Annotated in this window: 16 protein-coding genes; 4 read left to right on the forward strand and 12 right to left on the reverse strand. The window is 67.5% G+C overall.

The annotated features are described in order from the left end of the window. Positions 1-177: 177 nt before the first annotated feature. Positions 178-1,335, forward strand: coding sequence for an AraC family transcriptional regulator (locus tag ABEG18_RS16775; RefSeq protein ID WP_406854191.1), 1,158 nt, complete (start codon positions 178-180; stop codon positions 1,333-1,335). Here the strand turns inward: ABEG18_RS16775 and ABEG18_RS16780 are convergent. The 8 genes from ABEG18_RS16780 to ABEG18_RS16815 form a co-directional block, all read right to left on the reverse strand. Next, positions 1,332-2,639: a flavin monoamine oxidase family protein gene (locus ABEG18_RS16780; protein ID WP_406854192.1), complete on the reverse strand. Its 1,308-nt coding sequence runs from the start codon at positions 2,637-2,639 to the stop codon at positions 1,332-1,334. The two genes, ABEG18_RS16775 and ABEG18_RS16780, sit on opposite strands and share 4 nt — an antisense overlap. Positions 2,640-2,706: 67 nt before the next feature. Beyond that, complete coding sequence (locus tag ABEG18_RS16785) at positions 2,707-4,329, reverse strand: response regulator (protein WP_406854193.1); 1,623 nt, start codon at positions 4,327-4,329, stop codon at positions 2,707-2,709. Further along, positions 4,326-6,074, reverse strand: coding sequence for an ATP-binding protein (locus ABEG18_RS16790; RefSeq protein ID WP_406854194.1), 1,749 nt, complete (start codon positions 6,072-6,074; stop codon positions 4,326-4,328). Before ABEG18_RS16790 ends, ABEG18_RS16785 begins: the two co-directional genes overlap by 4 nt. Beyond that, a complete protein-coding gene (locus tag ABEG18_RS16795; protein WP_406854195.1) occupies positions 6,071-7,096 on the reverse strand; it encodes an ATP-binding SpoIIE family protein phosphatase in 1,026 nt (341 codons plus the stop codon). Before ABEG18_RS16795 ends, ABEG18_RS16790 begins: the two co-directional genes overlap by 4 nt. 9 nt (positions 7,097-7,105) lie before the next feature. Beyond that, positions 7,106-7,459, reverse strand: a complete 354-nt coding sequence (locus ABEG18_RS16800) for an anti-sigma regulatory factor (protein ID WP_406854196.1) — start codon at positions 7,457-7,459, stop codon at positions 7,106-7,108. Positions 7,460-7,493: 34 nt separating this feature from the next. Continuing rightward, a complete protein-coding gene (locus ABEG18_RS16805; RefSeq protein ID WP_406854197.1) occupies positions 7,494-7,880 on the reverse strand; it encodes an STAS domain-containing protein in 387 nt (128 codons plus the stop codon). A gap of 9 nt (positions 7,881-7,889) precedes the next feature. Continuing rightward, positions 7,890-8,756, reverse strand: a complete 867-nt coding sequence (locus tag ABEG18_RS16810; RefSeq protein WP_406854198.1) for an STAS domain-containing protein — start codon at positions 8,754-8,756, stop codon at positions 7,890-7,892. Between the two features lie 181 nt (positions 8,757-8,937). Then, positions 8,938-9,534: a hypothetical protein gene (locus tag ABEG18_RS16815; protein WP_406854199.1), complete on the reverse strand. Its 597-nt coding sequence runs from the start codon at positions 9,532-9,534 to the stop codon at positions 8,938-8,940. Between the two features lie 37 nt (positions 9,535-9,571). Here ABEG18_RS16815 and ABEG18_RS16820 point away from each other — a divergent pair, with 37 nt between their 5' ends. Then, on the forward strand, positions 9,572-9,841 hold the full coding sequence (locus ABEG18_RS16820; protein ID WP_406854200.1) for a hypothetical protein: 270 nt from the start codon (positions 9,572-9,574) through the stop codon (positions 9,839-9,841). Positions 9,842-9,898: 57 nt separating this feature from the next. Here the strand turns inward: ABEG18_RS16820 and ABEG18_RS16825 are convergent, their stop codons facing one another. Genes ABEG18_RS16825 through ABEG18_RS16835 form a run of 3 tightly spaced genes read right to left on the reverse strand, consistent with a single transcriptional unit; the run spans position 9,899 to position 12,590 of the window. Further along, the gene (locus ABEG18_RS16825; protein WP_406858629.1) at positions 9,899-10,252 is read right to left on the reverse strand and encodes a response regulator; all 354 of its coding nucleotides are present in this window, start codon (positions 10,250-10,252) and stop codon (positions 9,899-9,901) included. Positions 10,253-10,263: 11 nt separating this feature from the next. Further along, the gene (locus ABEG18_RS16830) at positions 10,264-11,781 is read right to left on the reverse strand and encodes an RAD55 family ATPase (RefSeq protein WP_406854201.1); all 1,518 of its coding nucleotides are present in this window, start codon (positions 11,779-11,781) and stop codon (positions 10,264-10,266) included. Further along, the gene (locus ABEG18_RS16835) at positions 11,778-12,590 is read right to left on the reverse strand and encodes a sensor histidine kinase (RefSeq protein WP_406854202.1); all 813 of its coding nucleotides are present in this window, start codon (positions 12,588-12,590) and stop codon (positions 11,778-11,780) included. The genes ABEG18_RS16830 and ABEG18_RS16835 overlap by 4 nt, the downstream gene beginning before the upstream one ends. A 470-nt stretch (positions 12,591-13,060) precedes the next feature. Here ABEG18_RS16835 and ABEG18_RS16840 point away from each other — a divergent pair, with 470 nt between their 5' ends. Both ABEG18_RS16840 and ABEG18_RS16845 read left to right on the forward strand, forming a co-directional pair. Continuing rightward, complete coding sequence (locus ABEG18_RS16840; RefSeq protein WP_406854203.1) at positions 13,061-14,092, forward strand: L-idonate 5-dehydrogenase; 1,032 nt, start codon at positions 13,061-13,063, stop codon at positions 14,090-14,092. A gap of 98 nt (positions 14,093-14,190) precedes the next feature. Further along, positions 14,191-14,505: a hypothetical protein gene (locus ABEG18_RS16845; RefSeq protein ID WP_406854204.1), complete on the forward strand. Its 315-nt coding sequence runs from the start codon at positions 14,191-14,193 to the stop codon at positions 14,503-14,505. Positions 14,506-14,552: 47 nt separating this feature from the next. Here the strand turns inward: ABEG18_RS16845 and ABEG18_RS16850 are convergent, their stop codons facing one another. Next, positions 14,553-16,754 carry a glycogen debranching N-terminal domain-containing protein gene (locus tag ABEG18_RS16850; RefSeq protein ID WP_406854205.1) on the reverse strand — a complete coding sequence of 734 codons (2,202 nt, stop codon included), beginning with the start codon at positions 16,752-16,754 and terminating at the stop codon, positions 14,553-14,555. Positions 16,755-16,893 lie beyond the last annotated feature (139 nt).

The raw sequence follows: 16,893 nt of genomic DNA on the forward strand, positions 1-16,893 counted from the left end.
GGATCGACCCGCGCGGGCGGCCGAATGGCCGCCCTGCGGCCTGAAATCGCACCTTGTCAGGCTTCAAGCGTACGGTTTAGCACTCGTAATATTGATAACACAATTGAGCGAAGTCATTTGGTTGACCTACAAGCGAGTAGCACGCCTAAGTAGGCTGTCGCTTTCAGAATCGCATCGATGGTCAGCAGCATCCGCCAGAGCCGTCCGCAAAGAGACCCGCCCGCCCACGGGCGCCTCCCCATTTTAAGGCCGGGGTACATGCGCGTGGGCCCGCTGGCGACCGCTTCGGACGTGCTTGCAGGCCTCGGGCACACCCTGGAGGAGGCCTGCCGGGCGTCCGGAGTGAGCGCCAAGCTGCTGCGCGATCCCGATTCAGTCATCTCGTTCGAGGACTGCGGCCGCTTCCTGCAGGCTGGGGCGGCCCTGTCCGGCGCTCCCCATTTCGGCCTTCTCGTGGGCGTCGCCGCCACGCCCTCCTCGCTGGGGTTGGTCGGCTTCCTCGCCCAGCATGCGCCGACCGTCCGCTCCGCTTTGGCCAATCTCAGCGCCTTCATGCACCACCAGGGACGCGGGATGCTCATCCTGGTGGACGAACAGGACGACGTGGTCACGCTCCACTGCGTGATGCTGCACGCGCAGGCGGCCGGATTGAACCAGACGGCGGAGATGGTCTTGGGCGTCGCCTGGACCACCCTGAAGGCGATCTGCGGCCCGGACTGGCGCGCCATCCAGATCGATCTGTCCCGCAGCCGTCCTGAGGAGGCCGGATCCTATCGGCACCTGCTGGAGGCACCGGTGAGGTTTGATTCCGAGGAGGCCGGGATCGAATTTTCGACGTCCTGGCTGGACCGCCCCGTGCCAGGCTCCGACAAAGCGCTTTTCCGATTCCTGAGAGGGCAAATCGAAGCGGCGGAAGAGTTGACCGAGCACTCGATGTCGGAGGAGGTCAGCAGGATCATTCGGACGCGGCTGCAGGACAGCGATCTCTCCGTCGATGCGGTAGCGGCCGCCATGAGCTTCAACCGCCGGACCCTTAGCCGCCGGCTCGCCGCCGAGGGCGTGAGCTTCTCGTCCCTGCTGGCGGCCGTCCGATACGACGTCGCCAAGCGGCTCTTGCGCTCCACCGCCATTCCGCTGAGCGAAATCGCTCTGTCGATCGGCTATTCGGAAGCGAGCGCCTTCACCCGGGCGTTCCGCGAGTGGTCCGGCGCGAGCCCTCAACAATGGCGGACCGACAACCAGAGCCCACTGGCCCGCGTGTCGAAGACATTGAAGCAGGATGGACCGATCGCGGCGCCGCTGCAGGCCGACATGCTCGGTTACGCGCCGGATTAGAAACCGGTGGCCTTGGCCGCCATCAGTACGGCTTCGGCGGCCTTGCGGCCGGCCAGCGTGGCCCCGCCCACCGTCATCGCCCCGCCGATGGTGTCTCCCCCGCCCGACGTCGCCTCGCCCGCCAGGAAAACGCGCTCGCCGAACGGCTCCGCCAGCGCCTGCCTCGCCGCCGCTTCGCCGGGAGGAGCGTAGGAGTAGGACCCCCGCGCGAACGGGTCCGTCACCCAGTCCGACAGACGTCCGGCGCGCAGGCGATCCCGGGCCCGGGCGCCCACAACGCCGCAGAACGTATCGAGGAGCGCATGGACGGCGGCCTTCTCGCCCATGTTGATCAGCTCCCGGGCGGGCGTGCCGCCGATCGTGCCGATCACGATGTTCCTGTCGAACGGCCAGAGCTCCAGATTGAAACCCGTCTCCAGCGGATAGATGTCGCTGGGGGAAGGCCAGTCGAAGCGCTCGCCGTCGAATTCGAGGACCACCTTGGTCAGCGCTCCCATCCGCAGCGCGCCGATGGCGTCCCGGACGGGCGCCGGCGGAACGGGATCGAAGCGGATCCCCTCTCCGGCCAGCACGCCCAGCGGGGCGGTCACGATGACGGCGCGGGCCCGGATGGCGCCCCAGGCGCCCTCGACGACCACGCCGGCGCCTCCCCATGCGATGCGCGACACGGGGCTATTGAGCCGGATCGGCAGCCCGGCCGACGATGCCGCCACGAGCGCGCCATAGCCGGACGGAACGGTCCTGTCCCGCCCCTCCCAGAGTTGCCGGAGATCAGCCAGACCGATCCGCTCCGGATCTTCCCCGATCGCCTGCCGCCCATACCGGACCGCCGCATCCCGCACCTCCACGGGCTCGTCCCGCACAAGGTCGGCCAGCGTGCGGTCGGGTCCGTCGTCGGACGGGTGCATGAGGTCCCAGAGCCGGTCGGAGCCCGAGCGGCGTCGGCGGCGCTCCGGCTCGACCAGGCGCACCCCGTCGCGAAAGGGGACGCCGCCGCCCCAGCCGCGGTGGGGCGGCAGCGGCGTTTCGAGAGAGCGCGCGATGTCCACCCACGGATTGCGGTCGGCGTAGTGCACATAGGCCGCGCCTGCATCGAATGGCGTGTCGCCGCACCGGTCCGTAAAGGCCCGTCCGCCCACGCGCGAGCGCGCTTCGAGAACCAGCACGCCGGATCCCGCTGCCTGAAGGACCCGAGCCGCCGCGAGCCCAGCCGCTCCCGCCCCCACGATGACGACGTCGACGTCGTTGAGCGTGTCGGATCCGGCGATGCGCGATGAGGGGATGGACGATGAGGGGATGGACATGGAGAAGCGCCTCGGGGCTGCGTGCTGGCATGTAGGGCCAGCCTGCGCCCGGTCCAGCCGCCGCGGCTCAGCCCCTGCGGCCCAGCTCGTCGCGCAGTCGCGAGGCGAGTTCGTGCAGGGCGAACGGCTTGCGCAGGAGATGATGCGCGCCCGGCACCCCGGCGAGCGCGCGGGTGTCCGCATGCCCGCTCGCGAACACGATCGGCAGGTCGGGCAGGAACTCCTTCAACAGCTTGGCGGTTTCCGCCCCGGTGAGGCCGGGCATGACATAGTCCAGCACGGCGATGTCCACCGGGATCACCCGGGCCAGCCGCAACGCCTCGTCTCCGTCGACCGCCGTCACCACCTGATAGCCCAGCTCCAGCAGCGCGGCCGACATCACCGAGCGCACATCCGCGTCGTCCTCGATCAGCAGCACCGTTTCCTGCTTCCCCAGCTGAGGCTCACTTTCCGGCGGCGCAACCTCCTCGATGGCTGTGGCCGCCGCGGCGGGAAGCAGGATCGAGACGGTCGTTCCCTCTCCCGGCTGAGTGTCGATCGTAGCGTGGCCGCCGAGCTGCCGGGCGACGCCGTAGACCTGCGACAAGCCGAGCCCCGTCCCCTGCCCGGCGGGCTTCGTCGTGAAGAACGGATCGAAGGCGCGGTCCTTCACGTCGGGGGGCATTCCGGGCCCGTTGTCCCTGACGGAGATGCAGATCCAGGCTTCGGCGTTAGCGCTCGCCGGCTGCGTGGTGCGGGACGTCGCGAGCACGATGCGGCCTCCGCCGGCCATCGCGTCACGGGCGTTGATGGCGAGGTTCACCAAAGCGAGTTCGAGCTGGTTGGCGTCGGCGAGCACCAGACCGGCCGCGGGGTCGAGTTCGGTGCGGATTTCCACCATGGGCCCGATGGATTGCCGCAGCAGCGATTGCATGCCGCTGATGAGGTGGTTGATGTCGACGGGCCGCGCTTCCAGTTCCTGCGTGCGCGAGAAGGCCAGCAACTGGGAGATCAGCTTGACGCCGCGCTGGGCTGCCTGGAGGGCGTGGCCGGCGATCTCGCCCACGCGCGGCTCCGTCGACCGCCGCTGGATCAGGTGCAGGCCGCCCACGACGGCCGCGAGCAGATTGTTGAAGTCATGCGCGATGCCGCCCGTGAGCTGGCCGATCGCCTCCATCTTCTGCGCCTGGACGAGCGCCGCCTCCGCCTTGGCGCGCTCCGCGATCTCGGCCTGGAGCCGCGCGTTGGCCTCCGCAAGTTCGCGGGTGCGCTCCTCGACGCGTTTCTCCAGCGTGTCGTTGAGGCGCAGCAGCGCGCTTTCGGCGTTGCGGATCCGAAACAGCGCCCCCACCGCCGCGACCAGTTCCTCCGGCTCGGCAGGCTGGGTCATGTAGGCGTCGGCGCCGCTGTCCAGGCCTTTGGCCCGGTCGGCGCTGGCCACCAGCGACGCGGACACCTGCAGGACCAGGATGCGCGGGTGCTCGCGTTTGATCCGCTTGCAGATCTCGATGCCGTTGATGTCCGGAAGCTTGATGTCCAGGAGCACGACCGCCGGCTGCCGCTCGGCGACCATGCGCAGCGCATCCGCGCCTGTTCCCGCCTCCACGACGTCGTAGCCCGCCCGCTGCAGCGTGCGCGTCTTGGCGTAGCGGAGCGGCTCGGTGTCGTCGACGTTCAGGACGATCTGCGGTTCGGCGGAGGTCTGGCTCATGCGCGTGGTCCCGCCACCCCGGCCAGCAGGGAGAGAAGCACCTCGCGTGAAAGCGCATCCTTGCTCAGGAGAGCCCTCGCCGGCGCCAGACGGCTGCGCAGCTCCGGATCGATCACGTGCGAGGTCGACATGATCACAGGCAGGGAACGCGTATCAGGATCGTCCTGGAGGGCCTGCAGGACCGCCGGACCGTCCAGTTCGGGCATCTGCACATCGAGGAGAAGAACGTCTGGACGGGTCTGCCGGATGCGCTGCAGGGCTTCCACGCCGTTGCGCGCCTCGACGAGTTCGAACTGGCCGTCGGACCCGATCAGCTGCCGCACGATGTAGCGGAAGGATTCGTCGTCATCGGCGACAAGGACCTGGCGCGGCGCCCCCGCTTGCGCATCGGCCGACGGCTGGTCGGCGTAGCTGGGCGGAATGGTCAGCGTGAAGGTGGAGCCCTGGCCCGGGACGCTCGCGACCGTGACGTCCCCGCGCAGCAACTGCGCCAGCTTGCGCGAGAGGGGCAGGCCCAGTCCCGTGCCTTTGGAACGCGCCTGCAACCGGTTCTCCAGCTGCACGAATTCGTCGAAGATCTTGCCTTTGTCCTCGGCCGCGATGCCGATCCCGGTGTCGGCCACGCTGAACGAGACCCTGTTGCGTCCGGCGTCCCAGGATGCGCTCACCACGACGGAGCCGGCCTCGGTGAATTTCAGCGCGTTCGAGATGAAGTTGCGCAGGATCTGGGCGACCTTGCCCTCGTCGGTGCTGAGAAGCGGCAGCCCGTCCGCGTCCTCGAAGACCAGCGCCACGCGCTCGGTCGTCTGCAGGGGCCTCATGGCGCCGCGCAGCCCGCCGAACAGCTCCGTGATGCTGAAGCGGCTCGGGCGGACGTCGAGCTTGCCGGCTTCGACCTTGGCGAGATCGAGGAGGTCGTTGACCAGTTCGGTCAAATGTTCGGCCGACTGCCGGATATAGCCGACCTGCCGCATCTGCTCGGCCGTCAGGTCCCCGTCGATCCTGTCCTGCAGCATGCGCGAGATCGCCAGGATCGAATTCAGCGGCGTGCGGAATTCGTGGCTCATATTGGACAGGAAGCGCGTCTTGAGCTCGCTCGCCTGGCGCAGCTGCTCGGCCTTCTCGTCGAGCTCCGAATAGAGGGCCACCACGCCGCGATTGGTGTCCTCCAGCTCGCGGCCGAGCTTCTCCAGCTCCTCGTTGCGGTCCTTCAGCTCCGACAGGCTGGCCACGAGCTCCCGGTTCTGGTCACGCAGAGCCGACATGGGGTCGCCGTCCAGCTCTTTCGCCACGGCTGTGGCCACCGCCGACAGCGCTGCGGCGGGCAAGCGGGCGAGCCTCGCGGAGCGCTTCTTCCGCAGCTCCACCGTCGTCCCGGCGTGCGGTGCGGTCTGGATGTCGAAACCGTCCATCAGGCGCTTGGCGCCGAGGATCCCAAGGCCCATGCCGGTGAGGGAGCGATAGCGGCCTTCGAGGATGGTGGAGAGGTGCGGGATGCCGGGGCCCTGGTCGGCGATCCGCACCACCATTTCCTGGGGCTGGCGGTCGAGATCGACGAGGAACTCCGCCCGCCCTCCCCCCGCATAGGCGAAAGAGTTGCGGGCCACCTCGGACACGGCCGTGGCGATCCGGGTCTGGTCCTGCGCGTCGAAGCCGAGCTTCTCGGCGATGCGCCGCGCCCGCTGGCGGACGAACACCACGTCCGTCTCGCTGGCAATGCGGGTGGACAGGATCGGCAGGGTCATGACGGCCGCGCCCTCGCGACCAGCACCGTCGCGTCGTCCCGTCCCCTGTTCTGGTCGCGCCAGAGAACGGCGGCGATCACGCTGGGATGGGCGGCGAGGATGCCGGGGTACCGGTCCAGCGACCAGTTGGTCGAAAGCCCGTCCGAGTGGAGGATGAGATGCCCGCCCGCCGGCAGGACATATTCGAAGGCCTGGACGCGCCGCGCCATCAGCCCCGCGGTTCCATTGTGCGACACCATCCTGCGCACGTCTCCGGGCGACGCGATCGCGCCCGCAATGTTTCCAATCCCGCCGAAGAGGACGCGGTCGCGGCCGAGATCCACATAGGCCACCGCAATGGCGGCCCCTCGCGTGGCGCGCAGTCCATCGTGGATGCGCGCGAGGCTGTCGACCGGATCGGAATCCTTCCCGGCCGCGCCCGCGAAGAGGCGCACGGCAGCGGTGGAGGCCTCCGCGGCCGCCGCGCCATGGCCGAGCCCGTCCGCCACCAGGATGGCGGGCTGCCCGTCCCGAAAGGACGCGATCGAAAAAGCGTCTCCGCAGGCCTCTTCGCCCGGCTTGGGCGTGGAGATGGCGCCCCAGCACATCCGGCTGTCGGCCGTCGAGGCCGCCTGGCCGGCCGAGGACGACTTCTCCAGCCTGGCCACGACGACGGTGCCGAGGCCCGGCCAGGACGCGATGTCGCTGAACTGCGAGAGCCGCTCGATGGCTCCAAGACCCTGCCCGGCGCTGCCGCTGCTCGAATGGCCGTCCCTGCGGCAGGCCGAGACGTCCCGCATGCCGGGCCCTCGGTCCACGGCGATCAGTTCGACGCCCTCCCGGCCCTGTTCGGAGAACAGCGACGCCAGGACCGAGCCGCCGCCGCCATGCTTGATCAGGTTGGTGGCGAGTTCGGTGGCCACGATGGCGGCCCGGCCGGAATCGACTTCCGAGAATCCCACGCGCTGCGCCAGAGCCGTCGCGGCCCTGCGCACTTCAGACACCTGGCTGGCCTCGGATACGCTGATCGCCTGGGTAGCCATGGGGGTTCCTCAAGACCAGCGCACGATGGTGACCCGCGTCCCCTCGCCGGGAGCGGAGTCGATGGAGAACTCGTTGGAGAGCCGTTTGGCTCCACTCAATCCCAATCCAAGCCCCTTTCCCGACGTGTAGCCGTCCTTCAGGGCGAGCTGGAGGTCGGCGATGCCGGGTCCCTGGTCCTCGAACGTCAGCCGGACGCCGCGCCGGACGCCGTCCTGGACGATCTGCAGCCGCGCCGTGCCACCCCCGCCATAATCGAGCGTGTTGCGGGCGAGCTCGCTGGCGGCGGTCACGATCTTGGTCTGGTCCACGAGGCTCAGCCCGATCTCGATGGCGCGGGAGCGCACGTCCTGGCGCACTCTCACGATGTCATCCGAACTTCGGATGGGCATGACATCGTCACGAATGACGGCCACTGAACTCTCCGAGCCCCCGAAGGCGTTTCTGAATCAGCAACATGCCGCGTTCCACGTTCAGCGCGGTCTTCACGCCGGTGAGCGAGAGGCCGAGTTCGACCAGCGTGATCGCGACGGCCGGCCTCATGCCGACCACGACGGTTTCGGCGTCGAGCATGCGTGAGACGGCTGCGATGTTGTCCAGCATGCGCCCGATGAAGCTGTCGACGATCTCCAGGGACGAGATGTCGATCAGGACGCCCTTGGCGTGGGTGGCCGCGATTTTGGCGGTGAGGTCCTCCTCGAGCGCCAGGGCCAGACGATCATGCATGTCGACCTGAATGGTGATCAGCAGGGCGTCGCCCATCTTGAGGATGGGGATACGGTCCATCTTGGGTCCTCACCGCTGCATGTCGCCCGGGGCGGCAGCCCCGACATTGACCACGCGCTTGCCGATCCGCTGCAGGGCCAAAGCGAGAGCGTCGGCCAGGCTCGCCTTCGACACCACGTTCAATTCCACCCCAAGATGCACCATGGTCTGGGCGATCTGGGGGCGGATGCCGCTTACGACGCAGTCGGCGCCCATCAGGCGCGCGGCTGCGACGGTCTTCAGCAGATGCTGCGCGACGAGGGTGTCGACGGTCGGGACCCCGGTGATGTCGATGATGGCGATCTCGGCCGAGTGATCGACAATGGACTGCAGCAGGTTCTCCATGACGACCTGCGTGCGCTCGCTGTCGAGGGTGCCGATGAGCGGCAAGGCCAAAACGCCGTCCCAGAGCTTGACCACCGGCGTGGACAGCTCGGAAATCTCCCGCTGCTGCCGGATGATCACCTGCTCGCGGCTCTTCTGGTAGATTTCGATCGTCAGGAGCGCGAGCCCGTCGATGGCCTTCATGGCTTCGTTGCTGGTCTCCAGCATCGAGGCGGCGCCGTCTCCATCATCCCGCAGCGCCTCAAACAGCGGCGCCTTGACGGCCAGGACGAAGTTGGCCGTCTCGCTGGGCGTGAAGCCCTGCACCGCGCGCGAACGCGACAGGGACGTCAGCATGTCGGTGATTGCGTCGCCGGGCGATCCCGCGCCGGGACCCTTGGCGAGATACGACCCGAGAAGCCCCAGAAAGTTGCGGCATTCGGACTCCAGCTCCGCATCCTTGATGCGGCCTGTCTGAAGCGTGCTGTCGGCCCTGAGAGCCTTGAGCCAACCTTGGAGAATGCCTGCTTCGTGCTGAGTGACGATCCGCGCCCAATCGGCCGTGACGGCCATGTCTCATGTCTCCCGATGCGGGAAGGCGCCGGATTGTCTCACACGTCCAAACGCATGGTCGAAACCACGCGGAAGTTCAGCAGGACCGCCCCTGACCCCTCACCCAAGCCGCAGCTGAGCGTAAACTCGCAGCCAAGATGACGGTTCCCGCATAGGTTCAGCTTTTTTCAAGGCGCCCGGATCAGCTGTCCTGTGCGGCGGCCGGCGGTTTTCTAGCCTCGACCAGGCGAATTTCCGCCGCAACCTCGATGGCGTCGAGCGCGGCCAGCATTTCCGGATCGCTGGTGAGCTGGCTGGCGCGCGCCGTGGATGCGATCGTCGCCGCCAGCCGCTGCGACTCGTTCTCGTCCGGAGGCCCGTCGTCCCGGTCGAGTTCGCCGGGAACCGTGAGCCGATGGCTGGCCACCACGAGGAACACGACGGTCGGACCGCCATCCGCCGAATAGGGCATGGTGAGCCTGACATACTCGTAGGGCTGCCCGCGCCAGATGGCGGCGATTTTCCGGCAGACAGGGCGGCCGAGCCGCACGGCCTCGCCGTAGTGCTCGTCCACCATTGCGCCGAAAGCCTTGTCGGCATACTCGGCCGTGGTCCGGCCGGACATGTTGAGGCCGTCAGGGTTCGTCGTCGCCCGGGCGTAATGGAGGAAGCGATACGCCCCGCCGGGCTGGACATGCACGAGATGCACGCGTCCGGCCATCAGGCCGACCAGCGCCGGATCGAGATCCTTCAGGCGCGGCAGAGCGCCGAACCGCGTCTCGGACCAGTGATCGTCCAAGGTCCTCAGAGCCTTCGTCGGAAGGTCCTCTGCGCGGATGATGGACGAACTGATCGGAGAGAACATGGTGAGCCCTGGGGCCTTTCCATCGCCCGGCGCGAAGCGCTTGGCAAGCACGGCGACCGCGCCTTTCACGAAAGTTGGACGTTATGATGATGAAGTCCCGGAACCTAACCGTTGGCGTATCCGTTATGTTTGCAAGTTGAAACGCAGGAGGACGACAATGGGTCTGGGAAAAGGAGCTCTTCTTTGGATGATCGGCATTCCGCTTCCGATCATTATTCTTCTGGCGCTGTTCTGGCGCTGAAGACCAAAAGTCTATGATCAGCTAATGGCCTCGCGGATCTCGGATCCGCGGGGCCGTTTACTTTGGAGACAGCACCTTTTGTATGGCGAGCAACACGTCTCCGATCAAGAAAGGCTTGCGCAGGAAGACGACATAGCCGCTGCAGCGCTCCCGCACGGTCTGCTCCGGCAGGGAACTCATCATGATCACCGGGATGTCCCTCAGCCGCTCGTCGAGGGCGAGCGCTTCGAGCGTCTTCGGTCCGTCCAGGACCGGCATCATGTAGTCGAGCAGAATCAGGTCCGGCTTGTCGGAGAGGGCGCGGCCGATGCCCTCCTTGCCGTTATTCGCGACAGAGACCCGATACCCGTCGTCCCCGAGCACGTCCTCAAGCACCTCGGCGATCGCCCACTCGTCGTCGACAACCAGCACTGTGCGCAAGATCAGTCTCCGCGTCCGAGCTGGTCCGGCGCAGCGGCGGCCGGGGAGAGCGCCTGGGCGCCGTCGGACATGGACGAGAAGCCGCCCAGCAGCCGTTCAGCGGCGCTCGCGTCGCTCTCGATGAGCAGGCCGCCCTCCTCGATCCGGTAGCGGCGGAACTGAAGGCTGGTCCTGGCCTCGCGGACCTTTAGAACGGCGATCAGCCGGTGAAGCTGCGAGCGGGTGCCGACGAAGCGCATCAGGACGATGTTGTCGGCGACGGGCGACATGTCCCGGACGGAGAGTCCCGCAAGCGGTTGCCCGGGAACGATGCCGGCGAGGTCCATCTCGGCCGTCGAGAACGTCGACACGGAGCGCGAGCGCAGCTCGTTGCTGAGCGCCGTCAGCAAGGGCCCTACCCGACCCTGCTCGCTGGCGAGCTTGGCGAAGCCGTCGATCCCGTCGATGAACAGCCGGCGCACGCCGCGCTTGCGCACGATCTCGAGAAGCGAATCGCAAACCGCGTCGACGACGCCCTCCGTCACGGGGTTCCAGAGCACGCCCACATGGCCGCTCTCGATCAGGTCCACGACGGGTAGCTTCAGACCCTTCGCCTTCACGGCGATCGAGCGGGGGCTCTCATTGAAGCTGAAATAGAGCCCGGGCTCCGACTTGCCCCCTCCGCCCAGGAATTGCAGCCCGACCGTGCTCTTGCCGATGCCGGCGGGGCCGAGCAGCAGCGTCATGGAATGGCGGCTCGGGCCGCCGCCCATCATCTCGTTCAGCAGCCCGACGCCCGTGTCGATCTGCGGACCGTCAGCGTCGTCCAGATAGGTCGGCTTGGCGTAGAGCGCCTCGATGCGCGGATAGACCTGCACCCCATGATCGTTGATCACATAGGAATGTACGCCGCCGAGCATGGGGCCGCCCCGGAACTTGTGGACCTGCAGCTCACGGTCGGACCGCCGGCCATAGGATCGGTTCTGCAGCTCGATGAGGCCGTCCACCATCGTGTGTTCCGCCGACACCATCCGCTGACCCGTATAGGCGCTCGTCAGCAGGAACATGGTGCAATCCGTCAGGCCGGCCTGCGTCTGCAACTCGTGAATGAACTTCTTCAACTCCCGGGGGGAGGTTGCGGTTTCCTCGGCTGAAACGAGGCCGTCCAGCACGAGGGTGGTCGCCTGGCGGCTCCTGATTTCGCGGCGCAGCATGTCGACGAGCCCCTTCAGCCCGTCTTCCTCCAGCGTCTTGAAGCCGCTCAGATAGGTCACCTGGTCGGGGACCCGATTGGGGTCGAAGAAGCTGAACGCGCCCAGATGCCCGATCATGCGCGCGTGGCTCTCGGCCAGGAGCGTCACATAGAGCGCCCGCCCGCCGGTGGCTGCGGCGCCGAAGCAGATCTGATTGGCCAGGATCGTCTTCCCAGCGCCGGGCGCGCCTTGGATGATATAGATCCCGCCCGTCAGGACGCCGCCTCCGAGCAGGGTGTCGAGACCCGGGATGCACGTCGGTGACCTCGGCAGTCCGCGATCCTTCATACTCGCCCCTCCATCTCTCCCGACGACGCGGTCCCGTCAGCGTGACGGGGAAGCGTCACGCGGAACGCCGCGCCCCCACCCGCCTGCGACGACACGTCGATCGCGCCACCCATCGCCTCCGCCAACTGGCGGACCACCCACAGACCCACGCCGAACCCGCCTGCGGTGGAACCGCTGGCCAGGACGCGCTCGAACCGCTCGAAGATCCTGTCCCGGTTGTCCGGACTGATCCCCGGACCTTCGTCCGCCACTTCGAAGACGACGTTCGACGCGTCATCAGACAGCGAGACCGTCACCGGCGTGCCCGCCCCATATTTGATGGCGTTGCTCACCAGGTTCTCCAGGATCTGTTCCGCCCCCAACCTGTCCAGCGTGGCCGGCAAGGCGGCGGGGGCCCGAAGCGTGATGGCGCATCCCGCATAAGCCGCCGCCGGACCAAGGCTCTCCACCACGTGCCGGGCCGTCTCCACGACATCGTGGAGTTCGGGCTGCAGGTGGAACTTGCCCGCGTTCATCCGGGTCACGTCCAGCAGCATGGTCACGCGCTTGATGTAGTGCAGCACCAGCTTCTCGGCCCGCTCCGCAGCCGCCCCAACCGCGGCCGCGCTCGTCGTGGGTTCGCCCGAGAGCCGTTTCAGCCGCTGCACCTGCGCCAGGATGGGCGTCATCGGATTGCGAAGCTCATGCGCCACAAGGGCGAGAAAGTTGTCCCGCGACGCCACGGCGAGACGCAGTTCCGCAATCTCGGCTTCCAGGCTGATCGGGGCCGCCGGCGCGTCATCCCGATCGGGCCCAATTGGATCGACCATGGGACGTGGTGCTCGGCTCGTGCTCAACAATTCGGGCGACCATAGTTCGGGATGCGCGAAAGACGCAAGCATTCAGAACCCGCTCCCTCGTGCATCGCAAGCAGTCTACCGCTTGTCGACGAAGAACGCCGCGCAGGCCCGGTCCAGACATGCACAAAGCGGCTCGTTCTTTTAGAAAAAATCATTTGTTTTGCGAGCAGCCTGGCTCGGAGAGCTGGGCAGGAACAATGGTCCGCCTGCCGCGTTGACGCTGTAACCTTCGAACCTGGAGGGCGCTGTGGAGATCTCGGCCGAGTTGCTGTTTGCGCTGACGGCGGTGGTTTTCGCCGTCTACGAGTTCGCGCTGGAGATGACGACCCACTAGACGCAGAGCCGCCGTCCCCCGACGCGAAGCTTGTTCACGCTGCGTTTTGCGCTATGCAGTCCGACGTCTCAGCGCCGGCGAGCCGGCTTGATCAGCGGAGGATCCCATGCGCGGCGTTCGTATTCATTCGGCCAGGGACCTGCGCGTCGAGACCGTGGAGGTCACGCCTCCGGGACCGGGCGAGGTGCGGATCCGGATCGCGGCGGGCGGCATTTGCGGCTCGGACCTTCATTATTACCAGGACGGCGGCTTCGGCGTCGTCCGGGTGAAGGAGCCGATGGTTCTGGGCCACGAGATCGCGGGCTCGATCGCCGAACTGGGCGAGGGCGTGTCCGGCCTGGCCATCGGCCAGCGCGTGGCGGTCAACCCGAGCCGTCCGTGCGAGCGCTGCTCTTATTGCCGCGAGGGCCTTCATCAGCACTGCACCGACATGCGCTTCATGGGCAGCGCCATGCGCACGCCGCATGTTCAGGGCGGCTTTCGCCAGGAGCTGACCGCCTCCGCCCTGCAGGCCATCCCGGTGAGCGACGGCGTCAGCATGGCCGAAGCCGCCATGGCCGAGCCGCTCGCGGTCTGCCTTCACGCTGCGCGGATCGCCGGCCCGCTGCTAGGCAAGCGGGTGCTGGTGACCGGCTGCGGACCCATCGGCGCGCTGTCGATCCTGTGCGCCCGCCTGGCCGGAGCGGCGGAGATCGTCGCCACCGACGTCGCCGACGCCCCGCTGGCGACCGCGGCCCGCATGGGAGCCGCCCACACAATCAATGTCGCCAAGTCGCCCGAGTCCCTGGCTCCCTACGCGGTCAACAAAGGCGTGTTCGACGTCCTGTTCGAAGCGTCCGGCAACCAGGCCGCGCTGCGCGGCGCGTTCGACGTGCTTCGGCCCGGCGCGGTGATCGTCCAGGTCGGCCTGGGCGGCGACGCCACGCTGCCGCTCAACACCCTCGTGGCGAAGGAGCTTCAGCTTCGCGGCACGTTCCGCTTCGACGCCGAGTTTCAGTTGGCCGTCGAGCTCATGAACAAGGGGCTGGTGGACGTGAAGCCCCTCCTCACCGCCAGCCTGCCGTTCGAGAACGCGATCGAGGCGTTCGAACTGGCTGGCGACCGCTCGCGCGCCATGAAGGTCCAGCTTACCTTCTGAGGCCTCTCCGGTCCGGGCCAGCGCGGTCCGTCGATCCTGGAGAACCATGGCCGTCGCTCGCCGTTGTTCCGGTCCATGACCGATCGACGGAGAGAGCGATGGCGAACGCCAGCAAGAACACCATGGGCTCGGGCGCGCAGGGCAAGGGAGCCGGCGTCGGCGCGATGACGGACGACTCGATCCTGGACGGCAAGCTCGAGGAGAACATGGTGCTGAGCAACCGGGACAAGTCGCGCCACACCGGTGAACGCGGCCTCGACGGCAAGGCGGTCCAGACCGAGCAGTTTCAGGACCACAGCGCCAATCACATGGCCGATCCCGCCGGCGCGACCGCCCCATCCAGCGCGCAAGCGCGCGGCCCCGGGACGGCTCAGGCCTCCAGCCAGAGCAGCCTCGACGAGACCGGCCGTTAGCTCATCAGGTCGACCGGGCGGGGAGACGCCCGCGCCCGGTCGATGGCCTATTTGCAGACGAGGACCGTCGCCCCGCCCGACCGGCGCAGCACGTTGAGCGCCACGTCTCCGCTATATTTGTGGATCCTGACGTCCATGACGGAGCTTCCCAGGCGCAGACCCCGAACGACGATTTCGTCCAGAAACGACGGCAGCACGGGATCGGTCAAACGGATCTCGTTGCGCTGCTCCGACATGTCGAGGCCGAGGCACGCCGCCAGAAGCCCGAAGGGCGCGGCCGCCGCCCAGGCCTGGGGCGAACACGCGACAGGATACCCGACGGGACCACGCCGGCGCTTGCGGAGGAAGCCGCAATAAAGCTCGGGCAGGCGCCGATGCTCCTGGTAGTTGGCCGCGTCGAAGATCGCCTGCGACACGAGGGCGGCCTCGCGCTTCAGGCCGTACCGGCTCAGGCCGATCGCCACCATGGCGTTGTCGTGCGGCCAGACCGAGCCGTTGTGATAGGACATCGGATTGTAGCGCGGCTCGCCCCGCGCGAGCGTGCGCACGCCCCAGCCGCTGAAGCCGTCCTGCGACAGCAGCGTCTCTGCCGTGCGCTTCGCGCGTTCCGGCGAGGCGATCCCGGCGAACAGCGCATGGCCGGCGTTGCTGGTCCGCACCCGGCAGGGCTTCTTGTCGCCATCGAGCGCCAGCGCGTAGGTGCCCAGGTCCTCGCACCAGAAGACCTCCTCGAAGCGGGCCTGCAGCGCGCTCGCGGCCGCCAATTGCCGCTTGGCTTCGCCCGGATGCCCGAGCGCGGCCGCCATTCTGGCGGCGTGGTGCCGCGCGGCGAACAGATAGGCCTGCACCTCGACCAGCGCGATCGGCCCCAGGGCCGACGAACCGTCCGCATGAAAGATGGAATCGTGGCTATCCTTCCAGCCCTGGTTGGCCAGCCCGTGCTCCGTTTCGCGAAAATATTCGACGAAGCCGTCGCCGTCGCGATCGCCATAGGTCTCGCACCAGCCCATGGCGGCTTCGATCGCGGGCCAGATCGAGCGGATCAGCCCGATGTCGCCGGTGCGCTCGTAATACATCCCGGCCAGCATGACGAAGAGCGGGGTGGCGTCGACGGTGCCGTAGTAGCGGCGGAACGGCACTTCGCCGGTGCGGGCCATTTCGCCCTGGCGCCGCTCGTGGAGGATCTTTCCGGGCTGCGCGTCGGCCCGGGGATCGACTTCGGTCGCCTGCGTGGCGGCGAGATATTTGAGCACGCCGGCCGCCACGGCCGGATCGATCCAGAGAAGCTGCATCGCCGTGATGATGCCGTCCCGGCCGAAGACGGTGCTGTACCAGGGGATGCCGGCATAGGGGTAGAGCCCATGCTCGGTGTCGGTCGTCAGCATGTAGAGGTCCGAGGTCGAGCGGCAGAGGAACTCGTTGAAGATCTCGTTCGAACTCTCGACCGTGGCGATCCCGCGCGTCGCAGCGCGTCCTGCGCGTCGCTTGTCCCGGAACGCCGTGACGAAGTCGGGCGGGGCGCCGCGCTTTTCCTCTTCGCACAAGACTTGGATCACCAGGGAGCGGCGACCGCCGGCCGGCAGGGTGAGGCTGAAGCGCGCCCTCCCGACATCCAGTTTGGCGGGCGGGTCGGAGAAGATCATGGTCATCGTCCGGCCGACGCCGTCCAGACCCGTATAGGCGAATTCGACCCGGTCCGGCCCCGCGACGCGCGACGAAACGGTCCCGCGGCGCAGGCGGTCAAGGCCACGCACCTCGAACAGATCGCGGAAATCCGAATCGAAGAGGATGTCGAGCGTGAAGGTCCTGGGCTTCTTCTCGAAGTTCTTCAGGCCGATGCGCTCGAAGCAGACGCTGTCCCAAAGGAACTTCGTGCGATCGATCGATATCGTGTCGCGCGGAACGCCGTCGTCGTCCTGCGGCCTGATGTCCGGATTGGTGAGATCCACCGACAGCGCCGCGTTGTCGTCCTGCAGCACCGAACTCAGCAGCAGCGGCCGCTTCCCTTCGAACCGCAATTCGAACCGGGAGAGGTACCGGGTGTCCCGGAAGAACAGGCCCTCCGGCGATCCGGGCCGCGTACCAATGTCCCCATAGGCGTCCAGGACCGCGAAGGCGTCCTCATGTTTCAAGGTTCGCAGCGGCCGGTCGACCAGGGAGACCTCGGCCTCGATATAGTGCTCCGAGACGTGGTCCTGCTGCTCCTGCGGGTCCGGGGCGCTTTCGCGAGTCTTGGGAAGTCCCATCATGAGTGCGCTTGGTCCTTGTCTCTGTGGCGCCGGGCGCAGATGCGCCCGACGAATCGCGGGCGGATCCTCATCTGCGCTTCGGGCAGGAGGATGGCCGCACCATGCGCTTCCCCACTAATCCGGGGCCGTGTCCTGCAAG

The sequence above is a fragment of the Alsobacter sp. KACC 23698 genome, assembly GCF_045348435.1.
Classification (GTDB): Bacteria; Pseudomonadota; Alphaproteobacteria; order Rhizobiales; family Beijerinckiaceae; genus Alsobacter.